Here is a 19,472-nt window from a genome sequence, read left to right on the forward strand (position 1 = left end):
GCCGTGCGCGCCGCGGCCTAGAAGCTGCGCCCCATCTCGTGCAGCCGCTTCACCCGCTCGGGGATCGGCGGGTGCGTGGCGAAGAGCCGGTCGATCACACCGGGCTTCAGCGGGTCGGCGATCCACAGGTGCGCCATCGACGAGTTCTGCCGCTGCATCGGCCGGCCGTACTGCTCGAGCTTCAGCAGCGCCCGGGCGAGGGCCTCGGGATGCCGCGTGGTCATCGCGCCCGTGGCATCCGCCAGGTACTCGCGCTGGCGCGAGACCGCCAACTGCACCATGCTCGCCACGAGCGGCGCGACCAGCATGGCGACGAGGCCGAAGATCATCACGACGGGGTTGCCGTTGTTGTTCCTCCCGAAGAAGGCCATGCGCACGAACAGGTCGGAGATGAACCCGACCGCGACGACGAGCCCGAACACGATCATCGACAGGCGGATGTCGTAGTTGCGCACGTGCCCGAGCTCATGGGCCATGACGCCCTCGAGTTCGGAGTCGTCCATGATCTCGAGCAACCCGGTCGTCGCGGCGACGACCGCACGCGAGGGGTCGCGGCCGGTCGCGAACGCGTTCGGCGCCGGATCGGAGACGACGAACACGCGCGGCATCGGGGTTCCGGTCGTGATCGAGAGGTTCTCGACCGTGCGCCACAGCCGCGGGTGGTCGGACACGCCGCGGATCTCGACCGCGCCCGACATCGCCAACGCCTGCCGGTCGGCCGTGAAGTACTGGAACAGGGCGTACCCGATCGCGATCACGAGGGTCACGACCACGATCGTCAGGTCGCCGTAGATCACGGCGGCGAGGTAGCCGAGCCCGCCGACGATGGCGAGGAACAGCAGGATCGTGAAGACGGTGTTGCGCTTGTTCCGGGCGATCGCGCGATACATCGGCTAGAACTGCACGCGCGGCGGTTCCGCGATCGCCGCCGCCTCGGTGACCTCGAAGAACTCACGCTCGTGGAAGCCGAGCCCGCGCACGAACAGCGTGTTCGGGAACACCTTGATCTTCGTGTTCAGCTCGCGCACCCCGCCGTTGTAGAAGCGGCGCGCGGCCTGGATCTTGTCTTCGGTGTCGACCAGCTCCGACTGCAGCTGCAGGAAGTTCTGGCTCGCCTGGAGCTGCGGGTACGCCTCGGCGACCGCGAAGATCGACTTCAGCGCCTGCTGCATGTGGTTCTCGGCGGCGGATGCCTCGGCCGGGCCGCCTGCCGAGAGGGTCTCGGCGCGCGCCTTCGTGACGTTCTCGAACACGGCCTTCTCGTGCGCGGCGTACCCCTTGACGGCCTCGATGAGGTTCGGGATGAGGTCGGCCCGGCGCTTGAGCTGCACCGTGATGTCGCTCCACGCCTCGTCGACGCGCACGTTGAGCGTCACGAGGGAGTTGTAGGTCACCCAGAGGTAGATGCCGATCGCCAGGGCGAGCACGACGACGATGATGAGCGGGATCAGCCATTCCATGGCGGGGACTCCTGATGCTTGGCACGACCAGCGGACGTTCCATGCTATCCGCGCGTGCTGGGGGCGGCCTGAACTCCCATCAGACTCCGAGGGTGCGGAGAGGCTCCTCCGCCTTCGCGCTCAGGCCGCGCCGTTGCGCTCCGCGACGCCGGTGCGGCCGTTGCGCCCGCCGACGGCACCGAGCACGCGGTCGAGATAGGGGTTGGCGAAGCGACCGTCGGGGTCGAGCCGGTCGCGAACCGCGAGGAAGTCGTCGAATCGCGGGTAGGCCACGCGGAGCGAGTCGGCGCTCTGCGTGTGCATCTTCCCCCAGTGCGGGCGCCCGCCGAGGTCGCGCATGATCGCCTCGACCCCGCCGAAGTACTCGGTCGGGTCCTCGCGGAAGTACCGGTGCACGGCGATGTACCCGCTGTCGCGGCCGTGCGCCGTCGAGAGCCAGTTGTCGTCGGCCGCTGCGGCGCGCACCTCGATCGGGAAGCTGATGCGCCATCCGTTGCGGTCGATGAGCGAGCGGATGGCGCGGAACGCCTCGGGCACCGCTTCGAGCGGGATCGCGTACTCCATCTCCGCGAAGCGGACCGTCCGGTTCGTGACGAACACCTTCGACGAGAGGTCGGTGAAGTCCCGTCCGCCGGTGAACCGCTCGGCCAGCCTCGAGAACCCCGGGGTGAGCGCGGGGATCGCCGCACCCGTCGCGCACATCGCGCGGTACACGCCGTTGGCGAGCAGTTCGTCGTCGACCCAGCGGCCGACCCGGCCGAGGGGTGCGAGCGGCGTGCCCGCCGGAAGGCGCGTGTTGGTCTTGGTCAGCGCGGTCGTGGTGTGCGGGAACCAGTAGAACTCGAAGTGGTCGGCGGCGCGGACGCGCGGCATCCACTCGTCGACCACCGCGTCGACCGGCTCGGTGGTCTCGACGGCCCGCATGACGTAGGCCGGGACGAGCTGGAGCGTCAGCTCGGTGAGGACTCCGAGCGCGCCGAGCCCCAGCCTCACTGCCGGCAGCAGGTCGGCGTGCTCGCGCTCGTCGACCGACAGGAACTCGCCGGTGCCGGTCACGAGCCGCGCGCCGACGACCTGCGTCGCGAGCCCGCCGAAGCCGAGCCCGGTGCCGTGGGTGCCGGTCGAGGTCGCGCCCGAGATCGTCTGCCGGTCGATGTCGCCCATGTTCGGCAGGGCCAGGCCGTACGGCTCGAGCAGGGCCGGAAGCTGATGGAGCCGGGTGCCTGCTCCGAGCGTGACCCGCCCGGTCGCGGCATCCGCTTCGACGACGCCCGACAGGTCGGTCAGGTCGAGCTGGATGTCGGGTGCGACGGCGATGCCCGTGAAGCTGTGGCCGGATCCGACGGGCTTGACGCGGCGTCCGCCCCTCGCGGCGGCCTGCACCGCTCGCTGGACCGCACCCGCGTCCGCGGGCCGCTCGATCCGGTTCGGCCGCACCGACTCGGTGCGACCCCAGTTGCGCCAGAGCGCTCCACTCGCCGTCACAGGAACGCCTTTCCCTCTCCTCGGTAGGTCGGCAGCGTGCCGACCACCTCGCCGCCGTCGACGACGGCGTACTCGTTCAGGTGCTCGGCGAGCTCGCCGGACTTCGTGTGCCGCAACCACACGCGGTCGCCCGCACGCAGGCGCGCGACCGCGGCGCCCGTGACGGGGGTCTGCACCTCGCCCGCGGCCTCGCGCGGCAGCATCCGCAGGCCCTCGGGCCAGACGATCCGGGGCAGCCGGTCACTGCCGTGCGGGCCGGAGGCGATCCATCCGCCGCCGAGGATCGTCGCGTGCCGTGCGCTCGGCGAGCGCACCACGTCGAGCGCGAATGCCGCCGCCGGTGCCGGGGAGAAGTGCGCGTACCCGTCGAAGAGGTGTCCGGCGAGGATGCCGCTGCCCGCGCCGAGCTCGGTGACGGACGGGTCGGCGGCGGTCGCCTCGAGCGAGCCCGTTCCGCCGCCGTTGACGAACTCGAGCTCGGCGTGGCGGCGGACCGCGGCGACCGCGCGGGCGCGTCGTTCGCGGAGTTCGGGCATCGAGCGCGACTGCATCCAGCGGTTCACGGCACCGCCGACCGGTCGGCCCGGCGGGTCGGTCGCCACGCCCGCGATCTGCGCCTCGTAGGCCATCATGCCGACGAGGCGGAAGCCCGGCCGGGCCGCGACGTAGGCCGCGAACAGGCCCGCATCCTCCGGCTCGTGCAACGGCGAGCGCCGGACCCCGAGGTGCCCGAGCACCGGGGCGTGCCACGACGCGTCGAGTTCGAGGCACACGCGCACCTCCTCGCGCGAACCCGGGCCGCGCACGGCGTCGACCAGGTCGAGCTGCGCCGGGGAGTCGACCATGAGCGTGATCCGGCGGGCGAGGTCGGGGTCGGTCGCGAGGCGACGGATGGCGCCCGCTTCGGCCGTCGGGTAGCCGACCACGAGGTCGTCGAGGCCGGGGATGCGCTCGGCGAGCCAGATCGCCTCGGCGAGCGTGTAGGCGAGCACGCCGCGGTACCCCGGCATCGCGAGCAGGGCCTCGACGACGCCGCGCACCCGGATCGACTTCGTGGCGACGCGGATCGGGACGCCGCCGGCCCGACGGAGCATCTCGTGCGCGTTGCGTCGCAGCGCGCCGAGGTGGATCGCCCCGACCGGTGCGTCGAGGTGCCGCGTCGCCTCGGTCATCGCGGGCCAGTGCCGCGCGGGGTCGAGGTGCGACGGGTCGGTCGCGGCATCCGTCGCCTGCGGCGTGAGGTCGAGCGTCGAGGTCGTCATCGGGGGTCCGCCATCCTCGCGAGGGCGTCGGCGGCCGCCCGCGCGGTCGCGACGGCCACTGCGTCGTCGCGGTGCACGAGCCAGGTCATCGTGATGCCGTCGGTGAACGCCACGAGCACGGCCGCGGCCTGGGCGACGGGCGTGCGCCAGGTCGTTCCGGTGCGCTCGGCCGCGATCTCGAGGGCCTGCTCGGCGAGTTCGGCGTAGCGCGCGTACTGGGCGACGGCGAGCGGATGCCGGTCGGGCGCGCGCAGCGCGTACTGCGTGAGTTCGAGCATGGCCTGCTCGTGCTGCGGGTCCGCACGCAGGTGGTCGACGTAGCGCAGGAGTCCCGCCTCGAGCACCGAGCGCAGGTCGCCCTCGACCTCGTCGACGGGGAGCACCGCCGAGGCCTCGCGCGCGACGACCGTGGCGATGAGTTCGTCGAGGAACGCGTCGCGTGACTCGAAGGCGTAGTGGAAGCTCGCGAGCTTCATTCCCGCCTCGGCGACGATCGCGCGGGTCGACGCGCCGGCGATGCCCTCGCGTGCGATCACGCGCAGGCCCGCCTCGATCAGTGCCGGGCGTCGCTCTGCCGCGGACATGCGGGCCATGACGCTCCTCTCGACCTCGTTGCCGGGGATTCCAAGAGTGGGACACTCGTCCCACTCGATCAAGTATGCCTGCCGACGTCATCATGCGCCACCCGGGCGGTACGCTCGCAGCATGCGCCTCGGGGTTCTCGACGTCGGATCGAACACCGTCCACCTGCTCGTCGTCGACGCGCATCCGGGCGCACGCCCGATCCCCGCAGCATCCCACAAATCGGTGCTGCGACTCATGCGCTACCTCGACGACGACGGTGCGATCAGCGCCGCAGGCGTCGAAGCGATCCTCACCGCGGTCCGCGACGCCGCCGAGGTGGCACGCCGGTCCGGGCTCGACGAACTGCTCGCCTTCGCCACATCGGCGATCCGCGAGGCCGCCAACGGCGCCGAGGTGCTCGCACGCATCGAGGAGGTCGCCGGCATCCGCCTCGACGTGCTCAGCGGGGCCGACGAGGCCCGCCTCACGTTCCTCGCCGTCCGCCGCTGGTACGGCTGGTCCGCCGGACGCATCCTCCTCTTCGACATCGGCGGCGGATCGCTCGAGATCGCCCACGGCGACGACGAGACGCCCGACGTCGCCCGATCCGTCCCCCTCGGCGCCGGACGGTCGACGATCCGGTACCTCCCCACCGATCCGCCGACCGACGAGCAGGTCGACACGCTCCGCGCCCACGCGCGCGCGGTGCTGCGGACCGCCGTCGACGAGATCGGCGGGATCCCCGAGTCCGACCACGTCGTCGGATCGTCCAAGACCATCCGGTCCCTCGCCAAGCTCGCCGGGAGCACCGAGGACGGCGTCGGAGCCGAGGAACGCAGCATCCTCAAGCTCTCACGCCTCGACGACTGGATCCCCCGGCTCGCCCGGATCCCGGCCGACGCCCGACCCAACCTGCCGGGCATCACGGCCGACCGCACATTCCAGATCGTCGCCGGCGCGGTCGTGCTCTCCGAGACCATGCGCGCCTTCAGGGCGAAGACCCTCGAGGTCTCGCCCTGGGCCCTGCGCGAAGGACTCATCCTGCGCCGCATCGACCGGCTCGCCTGAGGACCGCGGAGTCGGCCGCCCGGTGCTCCCGCTGGGATTCGAACCCAGACTGAAGCGGGTTTAAGCCGCCTGCCTCTGCCGGTTGGGCTACGGGAGCGCGGCGCCGACCCGGAGGCCGACGCCGCGTCACAGCATAGGGCGCCTACTTCGCGGCGACTGTCTTCTCGGCCTTCGCCGCTGCTGCCTTCGTCGCGGCGGGCTTCGTCGCAGCGGACTTCTCGGTCGCCGCCGGCTTCGCCGGTGCAGCGGGCGCCACGGCATCCGCCGCAGGCTTCGGCCGCGCCGCGAACCGCTCGAACTCCGCACGCGGGGTCTGCAGCGCGCTCAGCGAGACGATGTCGCGCCCGAGCCAGAAGTTGTTCCACCAGCCCCAGAACACGCGGAACTTGCGCTCCCACGTCGGCATCGCCAGGCCGTGGTAGCCACGGTGCGCGAACCAGGCGATGAGGCCCGTGAGCGCGAGCTTGCCCGACTGGAACGCGCCCGATCCGAGGCCGAGGCCAGCGACCGCGCCGAGGTTCTTGTGCAGGTACTCCTCGGGCTCCTCGCCACGGAGAACCGCGACGATGTTCTTCGCCATGAGCTTGCCCTGACGGACCGCGTGCTGCGCGTTCGGAACGCAGTAGCCGCCGACGCCGCCACCCGAAAGGTCGGGCACGGCCGCGATGTCGCCGGCCGCCCAGGCATCGGCGACGATGTCGTCTTCGTCGCCCACGCGGAGGTCGGGGCGCGCCTTGATGCGGCCGCGCTCCTCGACGGGCAGGTCGCTCGTGCGGACGATCGCCGGGTTCGCCATGACGCCCGCGGTCCACACGATGAGGTCGGACTCGAACGATTCGCCGGTCGACAGCTCGATGCGGCCGTCGAGCGCGCTCGTGAGCTGGGTGTCGAGGTGGATCTCGGCGCCCCGCTGCGCGAGGTGCTTGATGACCCAGTGGCTCGTCGGCAGCGAGACCTCGGGCATGATGCGGCCCATCGCCTCGATGAGGTGGAACCTCGTGTCGTCGAACGTCAGCTGCGGGTAGAACTCGAGCAGCGAGCTCGCGAACGAGCGGAGCTCGGCGAACACCTCGATGCCGGCGAAGCCGCCGCCGACCACCACGACGGTGAGCAGGCGGTCGCGCTCCGGCCCGGCGGGCAGGCTCGCCGCCTTGTCGAAGTTGGTGAGCAGGCGGTCGCGGATCGCGACGGCCTCTTCGATCGTCTTCAGCCCGAACGCCTGGTCGGCGATGCCCGGGATCGGGAACGTGCGCGACACCGCGCCGCCCGTGACCACGATCACGTCGTAGTCGAACTGCCAGGGCTCGCCCGCCTCGGGCGTGATCGTCGCCGACTTCGACGCGTGGTCGATTCCCGTGACCTTCGCCGTGACGACGTTCGTCTTCTTGAGGTGACGACGCAGCGACACCACCGAGTGGCGGGCCTCGATCGAGCCCGCAGCGACCTCGGGGAGGAACGGCTGGTACGTCATGTAGGGCAGCGGGTCGACCACCGTGACCTCGGCCTCGCCGGGCCGAAGCCACTTCTCGAGCTTCCAGGCCGTGTAGAACCCCGCGTACCCGCCGCCGACGATGAGAATCTTGGGCACGGTGATTGGACTCCTTGATGTGTGATGTCTGCGTTGGCCTACGCGTCGGTACGCGTGGCACGCCTGATATGCCGAGTGGCGCCGATGCCCAACAGCGCTGCAAGCGTACCAAATCCAGCTGCGAGTGAGAGTGGCACCGTGATATAGGCGACCGTCCAGGGCGTCGGCAGGAGGGTCTGCGTGCTGTCGGCACGCGGCGGCGGCGGGTCCGCGATCGGCACGATCTCCTGCTCGTCGACCGAATCCGAATCGCCCGGCGCGGGCGCATCCGCGCGGCGATGCACGCGGATCCACTCCTCCAGGCTTCCGAGCGGGTTCTGCTCGACGAGCTCGACGTCGGCCGTGAGCGCCGCGACCGGGTCGATGATGCCGTATCCGTAGAGCGGCCCCGGCACCTCCTCGCCCTTCGGATCGGCCGTCCGGATCACGCGGTTGACGACGTTCGCGGCATCCAGGTCGGGGAACTCCGCGCGCACCAGCGCGACGAGGCCCGAGACGAGCGGCGCAGCGCCGCTCGTGCCGTCCCACACCACGTGACCGCCGTCGGGCAGCACGCCCACGAGCTTCTCGCTCGGTGCCGCGACCGCGATCGTGATGCCCTGGGAACTGGCATCGAAGCTCGCGTTCTGCTCCTTGTCGACGCCGGCGACCGCGAGCACGCCCGGGATCGTCGCGGGCGCGCCGACCTGCGTGGTCCCCGAACCCCGGTTGCCCGCGGCCGCCACGACGACGACGTCGTTCTCGAACGCGTACAGGAACGCGTCGTCCCAGCTCTCGGGCCAGTCCGGGGTGTTCCGGGTCAACGACATGTTGATGACATCCGCACCGTTGTCGACGGCCCAGCGCACGGCCTCGGCGATCTGCTCGTCGTTGGTCTTCTCCGACCCGGTGTCGAGCCCGAAGGCGACGGATGCCGTGAGCAGGTCGGCATCGGGAGCGACCCCGATCACGCCGTTGCCCTCGCCGGTGCCCCGGCCGGCCAGCAGCGACGCGACGAGGGTGCCGTGCTCGTCTTCCTCGCCGATCGGGGTCTGGCCGTCGGGCGAGCCGATGCCCGAGACATCCGTGCCGCCGACGACCACGCCGCGCAGCTCCGCGACCTCGCCGTTCACGCCCGTGTCGATGATGGCGACCTTCACGCCGTCGCCGCGCGAGGTGGTCCAGGCCTGCGTGAACCCGTAGTCGGTGAGCCAGTACTGCAGGTCGCGCACGGTGTCGGCATGCGCCGGCGCCGAACCCGACAGGGCGAGCACGCCCGCCACGAGCGCGCCCGTCGCGAGCTTCCACGCCGAACGGCGCCGAACCGCTCGGGCAGGTCGGGTCGGGCGCGGGGCGGCGGACCTCACGCCGGCTCCTCGTCGGCGTCGATGCCGTAGTCGGGGCACCGGCACACGTCGGGCGACCAGGTCGAGCGCTCGAGCGCGAGATCGCCGATGGGATTCACGCCGGGACCTGCGGCGAGCGCGTGCCCCGCGAGCGCGTGCAGGCACTTCACGCGCGTGGGCATGCCGCCGGCCGAGACGCCCGCGATCTCCTCCACCGTGCCGTACTGCTCGCGGTCGGCGAGGTACTGGGCGTGGGCCCGCGCGTACTGCTCGCGCACATCGGCATCCGCTGCGAGCAGTTCGGTGCACTCGACCATGACCTGCGCCGCCTCGAGGAAGGACATGGCCGCGGTCGCGGCCGGGTGCGTCAGGTAGTAGAAGGTGGGGAACGGGGTGCCGTCGGCCAGCCGCGGCCGTGTCGAGACCACGGTCGGGGCGCCGCACGCGCAGCGCGCCGCGATGCCGACGACGTCGCGCGCGGGGCGGCCGAGCTGGGCCGAGACGATGCGCAGGTCGCGGTCGGTGACGGGGTCGAACGGCGGGCGGGTCATCGGTTCCCCTCGTCGGCGGGCGGTTCGGTCGGCTCTGCGGGCGGCTCGGTGGGCGCGGGGTCGTCGGCACCGGCCGGGGCGGCATCCGTCACGCTCGGCGCCAGACCCGCGGTCATGACCGAGTCGAGCATGGTCCGCATCCAGTCGCCCCGATCCTCGGTGACCTTCGCCGACACCGCACGGTCGGCGTTCGTCACCGCCGCCGGATCCCGGTCGTCGATCACGAGATAGCTGATCTCGCCGGGCAGCACGTAGTAGAGGCGGTTGCGCGCCTGGGTGACGATGAAGGTCTCGTCGTTCCACCGCTCGCGCTCGTCGATGAGACGCGCGACCTCGGCCTCCATGCGCGCGACCTCGGCCTCGGCCTCGGCGATCTGCTGACGCTGCGCCGCATAGGCGGCGATGCTCGGTGCGAGCACGACCACCGCGAGCACGAGGACGCCCATCATGATGATCGAGAACCCCGAGAAGCGGATGCCGGCGAGCCAGGTCTCCGCGACGCGGCGCACCGACTGGCGCTCGCGCGAAGGACGACGTGCAGCGTTCATCGTCCTCCTCACCTCGCTGGAAACGACCGACGGGGGCGGCCACCGGCCACCCCCGCCATGCGTCTCAGCGGCGCGTCGCGCCGCTGCGCGTCACGCCGTGAACCGCGGGAATGCCGAGCGGCCCGCGTACTCCGCGGCCTCGCCGAGCTCTTCTTCGATCCTCAGCAGCTGATTGTACTTGGCCACGCGCTCGGACCGGGCGGGCGCGCCCGTCTTGATCTGACCGCAGTCGGTCGCGACCGCGAGGTCGGCGATGGTCGTGTCCTCGGTCTCACCCGACCGGTGCGAGAGCACGGCGGTGTAGCCGGCGCGCTGCGCGAGCTTGACCGCGTCGAGGGTCTCGGTGAGCGTGCCGATCTGGTTGACCTTCACCAGGATCGAGTTGCCGGCGCGCTTCGCGATGCCGTCGGCGAGGCGGGCCGGGTTGGTGACGAACAGGTCGTCGCCGACGAGCTGCAGCTTCGAGCCGAGCTGCTCGGTCAGCGTCGCCCAGCCCTCCCAGTCGTCCTCGGCCAGCGGGTCCTCGATCGAGACCAGCGGGTAGGCGGCGGCGAGCTCACCGTAGTACGCGCTCATCTCGGCGGCCGTGCGGTCCTGGCCCTCGAAGCGGTACACGCCGTTGTCGAAGAACTCGGTCGAGGCGACGTCGAGGCCGAGCGCGATGTCGGTGCCGAGCGTGAAGCCGGCCTTGCCGATCGCCTCGGCGATCAGGTCGAGCGCCGCGCGGTTGCTCGCGAGGTCGGGCGCGAAGCCGCCCTCGTCGCCGAGGCCCGTCGAGAGTCCCTTCGACTTCAGCAGGCTCTTCAGCGCGTGGTAGGTCTCGACGCCCCAGCGCAGGCCCTCGGAGTAGGTCGGCGCGCCGACGGGCAGGACCATGAACTCCTGGATGTCGACGCCGGTGTCGGCGTGCGCGCCGCCGTTGATGATGTTCATCATCGGCACGGGCAGCACGTGGGCGTTCGGGCCGCCGAGGTAGCGGAAGAGCGGCAGGTCGGCGGAGTCTGCGGCGGCCTTCGCGACCGCGAGGCTCACGCCGAGGATCGCGTTCGCGCCGAGGCGGCTCTTGTTGTCGGTGCCGTCGGCCTCGATGAGGGCGGCGTCGATGACGCGCTGGTCGGCGGCATCCAGGTCTTCGATTGCGGGGCCGAGCTCGTCGAGCACGGCGTCGACGGCCTTCTGGACGCCCTTGCCGAGGTAGCGGTCGGCCTCGCCGTCGCGCAGCTCGTACGCCTCGAACGCGCCCGTCGACGCCCCGGAGGGCACTGCGGCCCGCGAGACGGTGCCGTCGTCGAGGAGGACCTCGACCTCGACGGTGGGGTTGCCGCGCGAATCCAGGATCTCCCGCGCGCCGACAGCTTCGATGAATGCCACAGTGAACTCCTCTGTGATGGGGGTGTGCTGGACGACTCCGTCGTGGCCCGGAGGACAGTCTAGGACCCCGGTTCCGAGGCCCGCTCGCGTATGTCGCCGCGTGCGCGCGAGCCCCGACCTACGCGCCGAGGTCGCGGAACTCGAGCGACGCGGCATCCGTCGTCTCGGCCGTGACCGCGGCGAACGCGTCGAAGCCGTCGGCGCTCACCCGGTCGAGCAGGCCGCGGAAGTTCTTCGTGCGCTTCTCGAGGCGCACGCGCGCACCGGATGCCACGAGCTCGCCCTTGAGCGCGAGAAGCCGCTCGGCGGGCACGTCGCGGTCGTGCACGAGCACCACGGCGCGCGGCCGCGCGTCGTCGGCGACCGCGAGCAGGTCGACGATCCGTTCGAACCCGATCGAGAACCCGCACGCGGGCACCTCCTGGCCGAGGAAGCGGCCGATCATGTGGTCGTATCGTCCGCCGCCGCCGAGCGAGTAGCCGAAGTCGGGGTGCGCGATCTCGAAGATCGTGCCCGTGTAGTAGCCCATGCCGCGCACGAGCGTCGGGTCGAAGTCGATCGCGGTGCCCGGCACCGCGTCGCGCAGCGCGACGAGGTCGCCGAACGCCTCGACGTCGAGCCACGGGGGCGCGGCGGCCCCGTCGGCATCCGCGAGCGACCAGTCGGCCGCTGCGAGGTCGCGCAGCTCGTCGGCGATGCCCGCGCGGTCGACGCCGAGTTCGGCGAGTTCGGCGGCGACGCCGTCGGGCCCGACCTTGTCGAGCTTGTCGATCGTGATGAGGGCGCGTTCGCGCAGCCCGTCGGGCACGCCCCACGATCCGAGGATGCCCGCGAGGATGCGCCGGTCGTTCAGGCGGATCCGGCACCCGTCGAGCCCGAGCGCCTCGAGGGTCGCCACCGTCGCGGTGAGCAGTTCGAGCTCGGCCAGGGGCCCGGCCTCGCCGATGATGTCGATGTCGCACTGCACGAACTGGCGGTACCGCCCCTTCTGCGGACGCTCGGCACGCCAGACCGGTGCGATCTGGATCGACCGGAACACGGGCGGAAGCGCCGCGCGGTGCGTGGCGTAGAAGCGCGCGAGCGGCACGGTCAGGTCGTAGCGCAGGCCGAGGTCGGCGAGTGCGAGCGCGTCGCCGGACTCGGCGGCGGCGGCCAGCGCGTCGGGGGTGAGCGCGCGCTTCATGACGGCGAACGCGAGCTTCTCGTTGTCGCCGCCGAGGCCCGCGTGCAGGCGCGCGGAGTCTTCCATGACGGGCGTCTCGATCTCGTCGAAGCCGTGCGCCGCGTACACCCCGCGGATGACCGAGAGCGCGTGCTCGCGGCGGGCCTTCTCGGCGGGCAGGAAGTCGCGCATGCCGCGCGGGGGGGTCACGGTCTTCGGCATGCCCCCATTCTTCCAGCAGCGGATGCCGCAGGCCTTCCGGCCACGCATGCCGCCCGCCTTCCGGCCACGGATGCCGCCCACTCATCCCCAGACCCTGCTCACCGCAGCTCGCGATTCAGGACAACCGGCTGCGCCTGCGGCGTGTCGCGCCGCGACACGCCGGGCGCCGGCGCAAACGTCCTGAACGGACGGGAGGGGACGGGAAGGGAGGTGGGCGGGAAGGGGGTGGGGTGGGGTGGGTGGGGTGGGGTGGGTGGGGTGGGGTGGGTGGGGTGGGTGGGGTGGGTGGGAAGGGTGGGGGCGGCGGCTACTCGGCGGGGGCAGCGGATGCCTCGGCCGCGCGCACCGAGTCCCCGAACCGGCGCACGGCGCCCCGAAGCGCCCGCTCGGCGTCGAGCCCGCGGGCCCGTGCCTCGGCGACCACGCCGAGCAGCATCTCGCCGAGGGCATGCTCGTCCGCGTCGGATGCCGACGCCCCCGCGGCATCCGCCAGCGCCACCGCGGCGGGCTCGATCGACGGCACGACGCCCGCCCGCTCGGCCTTGCCGAGCACCTTCTGCGCGAGCGCGAGTGCGGGCATGCCCTGCGGCACGCCGTCGAGCACGCTCGTGCGGTGCGGCTTCTCGTCGGCCTTGAGGTCGTCCCAGAACGCGACGACGTCGGCTGCGGTCTCGGCCTCGCGGTCGCCGAAGACGTGCGGATGCCGCGAGACCATCTTCGCCGTCATGTGCCGTGCGACGTCGTCGATGTCGAACTCCTCGCCTGGGGTGTGCGCGGCGATGTCGGCGTGGAAGAGCACCTGGTAGAGCACGTCCCCGAGCTCCTCGATCATCTCCTCACGACCGCCCGACTCGATCGCGTCGATGAGCTCCCAGCACTCCTCGACGAGGTACTGCACGAGCGATTCGTGGGTCTGGTCGGCATCCCACGGGCACCCGCCGGGTGCGCGCAGGCGCGCGACCATGTCGACGAGTCCAGCGAGTCCGGGGTGCTGCGCGTCCATGACGGCAGCCTATGCCGCGGCATCCGCTCCCGGTGGGCGCGGCCTGCTCAGTGGACGACCGCGAGCATGACGCCCACGCCGATGAACAGCCCGCCGAACACGGTGTTCACGGTTCGCTGGCCGCGCACCGACCGCGTGAAGCGCCGCATGCCGTGCGCGGCGAGCGCGAAGAACCCCCACATGACGGCGACGTCGACGACCACGACGGTCGCGGCGACGACGAGGTACTGCTGCAGGAGCGGCTCACCGGGCCGGATGAACTGGGGCAGGAACGCGAGGAAGAACACGATCGCCTTGGGGTTCAGCAGGTTCACCCACAGTCCGCGGCGGAACATCGACCAGCGCGACTCGGTCCGCGGCGGCGGCGCTGCTGCTGCGTCGTCGCCGTCGTCGATCCCGTCGCCGGTCCGCGTGGGCTTGGTGAGGAGTTGACGGATGCCGAGGTAGACGAGGTAGGCCGCGCCCGCGTACCGGATCGCCTCGAACAGCACGGGCGAGGAGGCCACGAGCACGCCGACGCCGAGCGCGACGATCGCGATGTGGATGATCAGGGCGGCCTGCTGGCCGAGGATGCCCCACACCGCGCGTCGGAAGCCGAACGCGAGCGAGTTGCCCATGGTGTTGATCGCTCCCGCACCGGGCGTGAGGCTGATCACCAGGCAGGCCACCAGCAGGGTGGCCCAGAGCGAGATTGACACCGCAACAGCGTACGGCCCGAATCGGCGTTTCCCGTGCCCGGGTAGACTTGTCGACCAGGGGTGCCGGGAAGTCTGGTCGGCCGACGCGTTCGCGTCGAGTCCGTCACGTGCGTCCGCGTCACCGCGACCCGCCCGTCAAGCCCCGACCCAGAGGTGTCCATTGAACGTCCTCCGATCCGAGCGCGTCGCCGCGTTCCTCCTGCTCGCCGCCGCGATCCTCGGCCTCGTCCTCGCGAACTCGCCCATCGGGCATTCGCTCATCGAACTCAAGCACGTCCATCTCGCCGTTCCGTTCACCGATGTCGACCTGTCGCTCGGGCACTGGGTCAGCGACGGCCTGCTCGCGGTGTTCTTCTTCATCGTCGCGGTCGAGCTGCGGCGCGAGCTCGTCGTGGGCGAGCTCAACAGCTTCTCGAAGGCGGCCCTGCCCGCGATCGCGGCGATCGGCGGCGTGGTCGCTCCCGCCCTGGTCTTCCTCGCCTTCGCCGGCGGCGGCCCGACGGCCGACGGGTGGCCGATCCCGACGGCCACCGACATCGCGTTCGCGCTCGGCGTGCTGGCGATGTTCGGCCGGTTCATCCCGACGCGCGTGCGCGTGTTCCTGCTCGCCCTCGCGGTGCTCGACGACCTCATCGCGATCCTGCTCATCGCGTTCTTCTTCACCGCCGACGCCGACCTCGCCTACATCGGCTTCGCGGCGATCACGGTGACCGTGTTCGGCATGATGAGCCGCCTGCTCCGCCCGCGTTCGCCCTACATCCTGGCGCGTCGACCCCAGTGGCCGATCATCGCGGCGCTGTGCGTGCTCGCCGTCCTGACGTGGAGCTTCGTCTACCTCTCGGGCGTGCACGCGACGATCGCGGGCGTCATGCTCGGCCTGGTGATGTCGCGTCGTCCGGCCGGTCGCGCGGTGCACGGCCTCGAGCCGTGGTCCAACGGCGTGATCCTGCCGCTGTTCGCCTTCTCGGCAGCGCTGGTCGCGATCCCGCAGGTGCGGCCGAGCGAGCTCGACCCGGCGTTCTGGGGCATCCTCGTGGGCCTGCCCGTCGGCAAGCTCGTGGGCATCACGCTCATCGGCGGGCTCGCGACGCTGTTCGTGCACCGCCGGACGGGCGTCAAGCCGCTCACGTGGTCCGATATCGCGGTCGTGGCGCTGCTGGGCGGCATCGGGTTCACGGTCTCGCTGCTCATGAACGAGCTCGCGTTCCGCGCCTACCCGGAGGTCGCCGACCAGGGCGTGGTCGCCGTGCTGCTCGGGTCGGCCGTCGCGATCGTCGCCGGCGCGATCGCCGTCGCGATGAAGTCGAGGTCGTACCGTCGCCAGGGCGAGCAGGAGGGTGTCGGCGGCGCGATGTCGCGCTGATCGGGGCGGATGCCGCGGCGCGGCGGGTTCAGCCGGTGACGGCCTCCGCGGGCTGCTCGGCGGGGAAGATCGCACCGATGAGGTTCGACACCCACGCGATGAGGTCGCCGTCGCCGGGCGCCTCGCCGCCGGGCGTCGGGAACGGCACGAGTGCGACGTCGTTCTGCGGGAACAGCTTCGCGCCCGGGTACATCCGCTCGAGCCGCACGCGGCGCGAATCGGGCAGCTTCGCGGGCGCGATGCGCAGTTTCGACCCGGTCGCGATGACGTCGGAGAGCCCGGCGAGCTGCGCCTTCCGCCGCAGGCGCGAGACCGCGACGAGATGCTCGACGGGTTCGGGCAGGTCGCCGTACCGGTCGACGAGTTCCTCGACGACCAGGTCGATCGCGCCGTCCTTCGCGGCGGGGCCGCTCGCGGCGGAGAGCTTCTGGTACGCCTCGAGTCGCAGCCGCTCGCTGTCGACGTAGTCGTCGGGGATGTGCGCGTCGACGGGCAGTTCGAGCCGGAGCTCGGTCTGCCCCTCGGCGACGTCGCCGCGGAACGCGTTCACCGCCTCGCCGATCATGCGCAGGTAGAGGTCGAATCCGACGCCGGCGATGTGCCCGGCCTGCTCTGCGCCGAGCAGGTTGCCGGCGCCGCGGATCTCGAGGTCCTTCAGGGCGATCTGCATGCCGCCGCCGAGCTCGTTGTTCGCGGCGATGGTCGAGAGCCGGTCGTGCGCGGTCTCGGAGAGCGGCTTCGCGGGGTCGTAGAGGAAGTACGCGTACGCGCGCTCGCGCCCGCGCCCGACCCGCCCGCGCAGCTGGTGCAGCTGGCTGAGCCCGTACTTGTCGGCGCGGTCGATGATGATCGTGTTCGCGTTCGAGATGTCGAGGCCGGTCTCGATGATGGTGGTCGAGACGAGCACGTCGAACCTGCGCTCCCAGAAGTCGACGACGATCTGCTCCAGCATGTGCTCGTTGAGCTGGCCGTGTGCGACGGCGATGCGCGCCTCGGGCACGAGTTCAGCCAGGTGCGCCGCGACCCGGTTGATCGAGGAGACCCGGTTGTGCACGAAGAACACCTGGCCCTCGCGCAGCATCTCGCGGCGGATCGCTGCGGCGACCTGCTGGTCGGAGTGGGGCCCGACGAAGGTGAGGATGGGGTGCCGGTCCTCCGGCGGCGTCGCGAGCGTGGACATCTCGCGGATGCCGGTGACGGCCATCTCGAGCGAGCGCGGGATCGGGGTCGCGCTCATCGCGAGGATGTCGACGTTGGTCTTGAGCTTCTTCAGCGCATCCTTGTGCTCGACGCCGAACCGCTGCTCCTCGTCGATGACCATGAGCCCCAGGTCCTTGAAGGAGACCTTCTCGGTGAGGATCCGGTGGGTGCCGATGACCATGTCGACGGTGCCGTCGGCGAGACCGGCGATGGTCTCGCGCGCCTCGCGGTCGGTCTGGAACCGGCTGAGCGCCCGCACGTGGACGGGGAAGCCCGCGAACCGCTCCGAGAACGTCTCGAAGTGCTGCTTGACGAGCAGGGTCGTGGGCACGAGCATCGCGACCTGCTTGCCGTCCTGGATGGCCTTGAACGCGGCGCGGACGGCGACCTCGGTCTTGCCGAATCCGACGTCGCCCGCGAGCAGGCGGTCCATGGGGATCGGGCGTTCCATGTCGGCCTTGACCTCGTCAATGGTCTGCACCTGGTCGGGGGTCTCGACGTAGGGGAAGGCCTCCTCGAGCTCGTGCTGCCACGGCGAGTCGGGCCCGAAGGCATGCCCCTTGGCCGACATCCGCGCCGAGTAGAGCTTGACGAGCTCGACCGCGATGTCGCGCACGGCCTTGCGCGCCTTCGACTTCGCCTGCGCCCAGTCGCTGCCGCCCATCTTGGACAGGCTCGGCGACTCGCCCCCGACGTACCGGCTGAGCAGGTCGAGCTGGTCCATGGGCACGTAGAGCCGGTCGCCGGCCTGCCCGCGCTTGGACGCGGCGTACTCGAGCACGACGTACTCGCGCACCGTCTTGGGGGCCGGCTTGATCCCGGCCGTGCGGCTGGGCCCGGTCGGGCGCGCGCCGGCGACCTCGCGCTGCACGAGCTCGACGAAGCGGCCGATGCCGTGCGTGGCGTGCACGACGTGGTCGCCGGCCTTGAGCTGGAGCGGGTCGACGACGTTGCGGCGGCGGCTCGCGAGCTTCTTGACCTGACGCGAGTCGTACCCGGCGGATCGACCGTAGAACTCGGCCTCGGCGATGAGCCCGAGCCTGGCGTCGGGCACCTCGAAGCCCGCTGCGGCCTGCGCCTGCACGAGGTAGGCGACGCCCGGCTCGAGCTCGTCGGGAACGGTCTCGACGAGGCGGCCCGCGAGTCCGTGCTCGGCGAGCACGTCGCGCGCGCGTTCGACGAGGCCGTGGCCGGCGGCCGCGACGACGAGGCTCCAGCCCTCGCGCAGTCGTTCGCCGACGTGGGCGACCGCGCCCTCGACGTTGCCCTGGAAGCTCGGCACGCTCGTCGCGGCGACGCGCACGTAGGCGGCATCCGCCCCGCCCGCGGTCTCGCCCACGGCCTCGGCCGCATCGCCCTGGTCGAAGCTGGAGAAGGTCCACCACACCCGGTCGGTCCCGGGCGAACCGGGCGCGCTGAACAGCACCGACTCCCGCAGTGCCCGAAGGGTGAGGAAGTCGCCCGCGGCCAGGTCGATGGGCGCTGCGGCACCGACGGTCGCCGCACCCCATGCGGCCGCGAGGAACTCGCGGTTGGTCTCGGCGAGGCTCACGGCTCGGCCCGCGACCCGTTCCGGCCCGACGACCGCGACCGCGGCCCCCTCGGGGAGGTAGTCCGTGACGGGCACGAGGCGCTCGAGCAGTGCGGGTGCGAGCGATTCCATGCCCTCGACGGGGATTCCCTCGGAGACCTTCTCGAGCATGCCCGACAGGTTCGGGAACTCGTGCACCATCTCGCGGGCGCGCTGGCGCACCGGCTCGGTGAGCAGCAGTTCGCGGCTCGGTGCGAGGAGCACGCGTTCGACCTTCTCGGGGAGCGAGCGCTGGTCGGCGACCGAGAACGCGCGGAGCTCTTCGACCTCGTCGCCGAAGAAGTCGACGCGGACGGGGTGGTCGGCCGTGGGCGGGAACACATCGAGGATGCCGCCGCGCACCGCGAACTCGCCCCGGCGCGAGACCATGTCGACGCGCGCGTAGGCGAGGTCGACGAGGCGCAGTGCGATCGCCGAGAGGTCGTGCCCGCGGCCGCCCACGGCCAGTTCGACGGGCTCGAGGTCGGCGAGGTTGTCGGCGACGGGCTGGAGCGCGGCCCGCACCGATGCGACGACGACCAGCGGATGCCTCGGGCCGTCGGCCTTCCACGCGGCCATCCGCCGGATCGCGTGCATGCGGCGCCCGACGGTCTCGGCACTCGGGCTGAGTCGTTCGTGCGGCAGCGTCTCCCATGCGGGGAACTCGAGGATCTCGGCGCCGTCGAGGTACGGCGCCAGCGACGTGCGCAGCGACTCGCCCTCGCGGCTGGTCGCCGTGACGACGAAGAGCACCGACGGACGGCCGTTCGCGATGCGGCGTTCGAGCAGGGCTGCGAGCAGCGGCGCGTCGAGTCCGGTCGGCGCCGAGAAGTCGGCGCTGCGCTCGGCCTCGGCGAGGGCTCGGTCGATCGTGGAGGCGCGCGAGAGCGCCGTGTTCAAGCCCTGCAGGATCACCGGAGCAGTCTACGCGCGCCCGCCGACACGGCGGGCGGCGGCGGTCGGCACGAGCGGCGGCGGCGGGTCGGCACGGCCCTCGCCCGGCCCGCCGGAGACGCTCCGTCGGCGGCCGCC

Annotated in this window: 16 protein-coding genes and 1 tRNA gene; 2 read left to right on the forward strand and 15 right to left on the reverse strand. The window is 71.7% G+C overall.

Annotated elements, in window-relative coordinates:
- Positions 1–17: 17 nt before the first annotated feature.
- From DSM26151_RS10210 to DSM26151_RS10230, 5 genes are all read right to left on the reverse strand, one after another.
- The gene (locus DSM26151_RS10210) at positions 18–890 is read right to left on the reverse strand and encodes a M48 family metalloprotease (RefSeq protein ID WP_234659448.1); all 873 of its coding nucleotides are present in this window, start codon (positions 888–890) and stop codon (positions 18–20) included.
- 3 nt (positions 891–893) lie between these two features.
- Positions 894–1,460, reverse strand: a complete 567-nt coding sequence (locus DSM26151_RS10215) for a LemA family protein (RefSeq protein WP_234659449.1) — start codon at positions 1,458–1,460, stop codon at positions 894–896.
- 120 nt (positions 1,461–1,580) lie between these two features.
- Positions 1,581–2,945, reverse strand: a complete 1,365-nt coding sequence (locus tag DSM26151_RS10220; RefSeq protein WP_234659450.1) for a D-arabinono-1,4-lactone oxidase — start codon at positions 2,943–2,945, stop codon at positions 1,581–1,583.
- Positions 2,942–4,207: an alanine racemase gene (locus DSM26151_RS10225; protein ID WP_234659451.1), complete on the reverse strand. Its 1,266-nt coding sequence runs from the start codon at positions 4,205–4,207 to the stop codon at positions 2,942–2,944. Before DSM26151_RS10225 ends, DSM26151_RS10220 begins: the two co-directional genes overlap by 4 nt.
- A complete protein-coding gene (locus DSM26151_RS10230; RefSeq protein ID WP_234659452.1) occupies positions 4,204–4,800 on the reverse strand; it encodes a TetR/AcrR family transcriptional regulator in 597 nt (198 codons plus the stop codon). Before DSM26151_RS10230 ends, DSM26151_RS10225 begins: the two co-directional genes overlap by 4 nt.
- A gap of 112 nt (positions 4,801–4,912) precedes the next feature.
- Between DSM26151_RS10230 and DSM26151_RS10235 the strand changes: the two genes are divergently transcribed.
- On the forward strand, positions 4,913–5,839 hold the full coding sequence (locus DSM26151_RS10235) for a Ppx/GppA phosphatase family protein (RefSeq protein ID WP_234659453.1): 927 nt from the start codon (positions 4,913–4,915) through the stop codon (positions 5,837–5,839).
- A gap of 23 nt (positions 5,840–5,862) precedes the next feature.
- Here the strand turns inward: DSM26151_RS10235 and DSM26151_RS10240 are convergent.
- From DSM26151_RS10240 to DSM26151_RS10280, 9 genes are all read right to left on the reverse strand, one after another.
- Positions 5,863–5,936, reverse strand: a tRNA-Leu gene (locus tag DSM26151_RS10240).
- Between the two features lie 45 nt (positions 5,937–5,981).
- A complete protein-coding gene (locus tag DSM26151_RS10245; RefSeq protein WP_234659454.1) occupies positions 5,982–7,427 on the reverse strand; it encodes an NAD(P)/FAD-dependent oxidoreductase in 1,446 nt (481 codons plus the stop codon).
- Positions 7,428–7,465: 38 nt separating this feature from the next.
- Entirely contained in the window at positions 7,466–8,773 is a 1,308-nt protein-coding gene (locus DSM26151_RS10250; protein WP_234659455.1) for a S8 family serine peptidase, read from the reverse strand.
- Positions 8,770–9,303, reverse strand: a complete 534-nt coding sequence (locus DSM26151_RS10255; RefSeq protein ID WP_234659456.1) for a DUF501 domain-containing protein — start codon at positions 9,301–9,303, stop codon at positions 8,770–8,772. The genes DSM26151_RS10250 and DSM26151_RS10255 overlap by 4 nt, the downstream gene beginning before the upstream one ends.
- Positions 9,300–9,851: an FtsB family cell division protein gene (locus tag DSM26151_RS10260; protein WP_234659457.1), complete on the reverse strand. Its 552-nt coding sequence runs from the start codon at positions 9,849–9,851 to the stop codon at positions 9,300–9,302. The genes DSM26151_RS10255 and DSM26151_RS10260 overlap by 4 nt, the downstream gene beginning before the upstream one ends.
- 90 nt (positions 9,852–9,941) lie before the next feature.
- A complete protein-coding gene (eno, locus tag DSM26151_RS10265; RefSeq protein WP_234659458.1) occupies positions 9,942–11,222 on the reverse strand; it encodes a phosphopyruvate hydratase in 1,281 nt (426 codons plus the stop codon).
- A 118-nt stretch (positions 11,223–11,340) separates the two neighbouring features.
- Positions 11,341–12,606 carry a histidine--tRNA ligase gene (hisS, locus tag DSM26151_RS10270; RefSeq protein WP_234659459.1) on the reverse strand — a complete coding sequence of 422 codons (1,266 nt, stop codon included), beginning with the start codon at positions 12,604–12,606 and terminating at the stop codon, positions 11,341–11,343.
- A gap of 307 nt (positions 12,607–12,913) precedes the next feature.
- The gene (locus DSM26151_RS10275) at positions 12,914–13,609 is read right to left on the reverse strand and encodes a MazG family protein (protein WP_234659460.1); all 696 of its coding nucleotides are present in this window, start codon (positions 13,607–13,609) and stop codon (positions 12,914–12,916) included.
- Between the two features lie 47 nt (positions 13,610–13,656).
- Positions 13,657–14,307, reverse strand: coding sequence for a LysE family transporter (locus tag DSM26151_RS10280; RefSeq protein ID WP_234659461.1), 651 nt, complete (start codon positions 14,305–14,307; stop codon positions 13,657–13,659).
- A gap of 160 nt (positions 14,308–14,467) precedes the next feature.
- Here DSM26151_RS10280 and nhaA point away from each other — a divergent pair, with 160 nt between their 5' ends.
- Positions 14,468–15,670: a Na+/H+ antiporter NhaA gene (gene nhaA, locus DSM26151_RS10285; RefSeq protein WP_234659462.1), complete on the forward strand. Its 1,203-nt coding sequence runs from the start codon at positions 14,468–14,470 to the stop codon at positions 15,668–15,670.
- 28 nt (positions 15,671–15,698) lie between these two features.
- Here the strand turns inward: nhaA and mfd are convergent, their stop codons facing one another.
- Positions 15,699–19,355 carry a transcription-repair coupling factor gene (mfd, locus tag DSM26151_RS10290; RefSeq protein WP_234659463.1) on the reverse strand — a complete coding sequence of 1,219 codons (3,657 nt, stop codon included), beginning with the start codon at positions 19,353–19,355 and terminating at the stop codon, positions 15,699–15,701.
- Positions 19,356–19,472 lie beyond the last annotated feature (117 nt).

This window comes from Agromyces marinus, assembly GCF_021442325.1.
GTDB classification, from domain to species: Bacteria; Actinomycetota; Actinomycetes; order Actinomycetales; family Microbacteriaceae; genus Agromyces; species Agromyces marinus.

What these genes read in the sequence shown, in the direction of transcription:
- DSM26151_RS10210 (WP_234659448.1), bottom strand. Translation starts at nt 890, where the DNA reads ATGTATCGCGCGATCGCCCGGAACAAGCGCAACACCGTCTTCACGATC.
- DSM26151_RS10235 (WP_234659453.1), top strand. Translation starts at nt 4,913, where the DNA reads ATGCGCCTCGGGGTTCTCGACGTCGGATCGAACACCGTCCACCTGCTC.
- hisS (WP_234659459.1), bottom strand. Translation starts at nt 12,606, where the DNA reads ATGCCGAAGACCGTGACCCCCCCGCGCGGCATGCGCGACTTCCTGCCC.
- DSM26151_RS10275 (WP_234659460.1), bottom strand. Translation starts at nt 13,609, where the DNA reads ATGGACGCGCAGCACCCCGGACTCGCTGGACTCGTCGACATGGTCGCG.
- DSM26151_RS10225 (WP_234659451.1), bottom strand. Translation starts at nt 4,207, where the DNA reads ATGACGACCTCGACGCTCGACCTCACGCCGCAGGCGACGGATGCCGCG.
- DSM26151_RS10230 (WP_234659452.1), bottom strand. Translation starts at nt 4,800, where the DNA reads ATGGCCCGCATGTCCGCGGCAGAGCGACGCCCGGCACTGATCGAGGCG.
- DSM26151_RS10255 (WP_234659456.1), bottom strand. Translation starts at nt 9,303, where the DNA reads ATGACCCGCCCGCCGTTCGACCCCGTCACCGACCGCGACCTGCGCATC.
- DSM26151_RS10260 (WP_234659457.1), bottom strand. Translation starts at nt 9,851, where the DNA reads ATGAACGCTGCACGTCGTCCTTCGCGCGAGCGCCAGTCGGTGCGCCGC.
- DSM26151_RS10215 (WP_234659449.1), bottom strand. Translation starts at nt 1,460, where the DNA reads ATGGAATGGCTGATCCCGCTCATCATCGTCGTCGTGCTCGCCCTGGCG.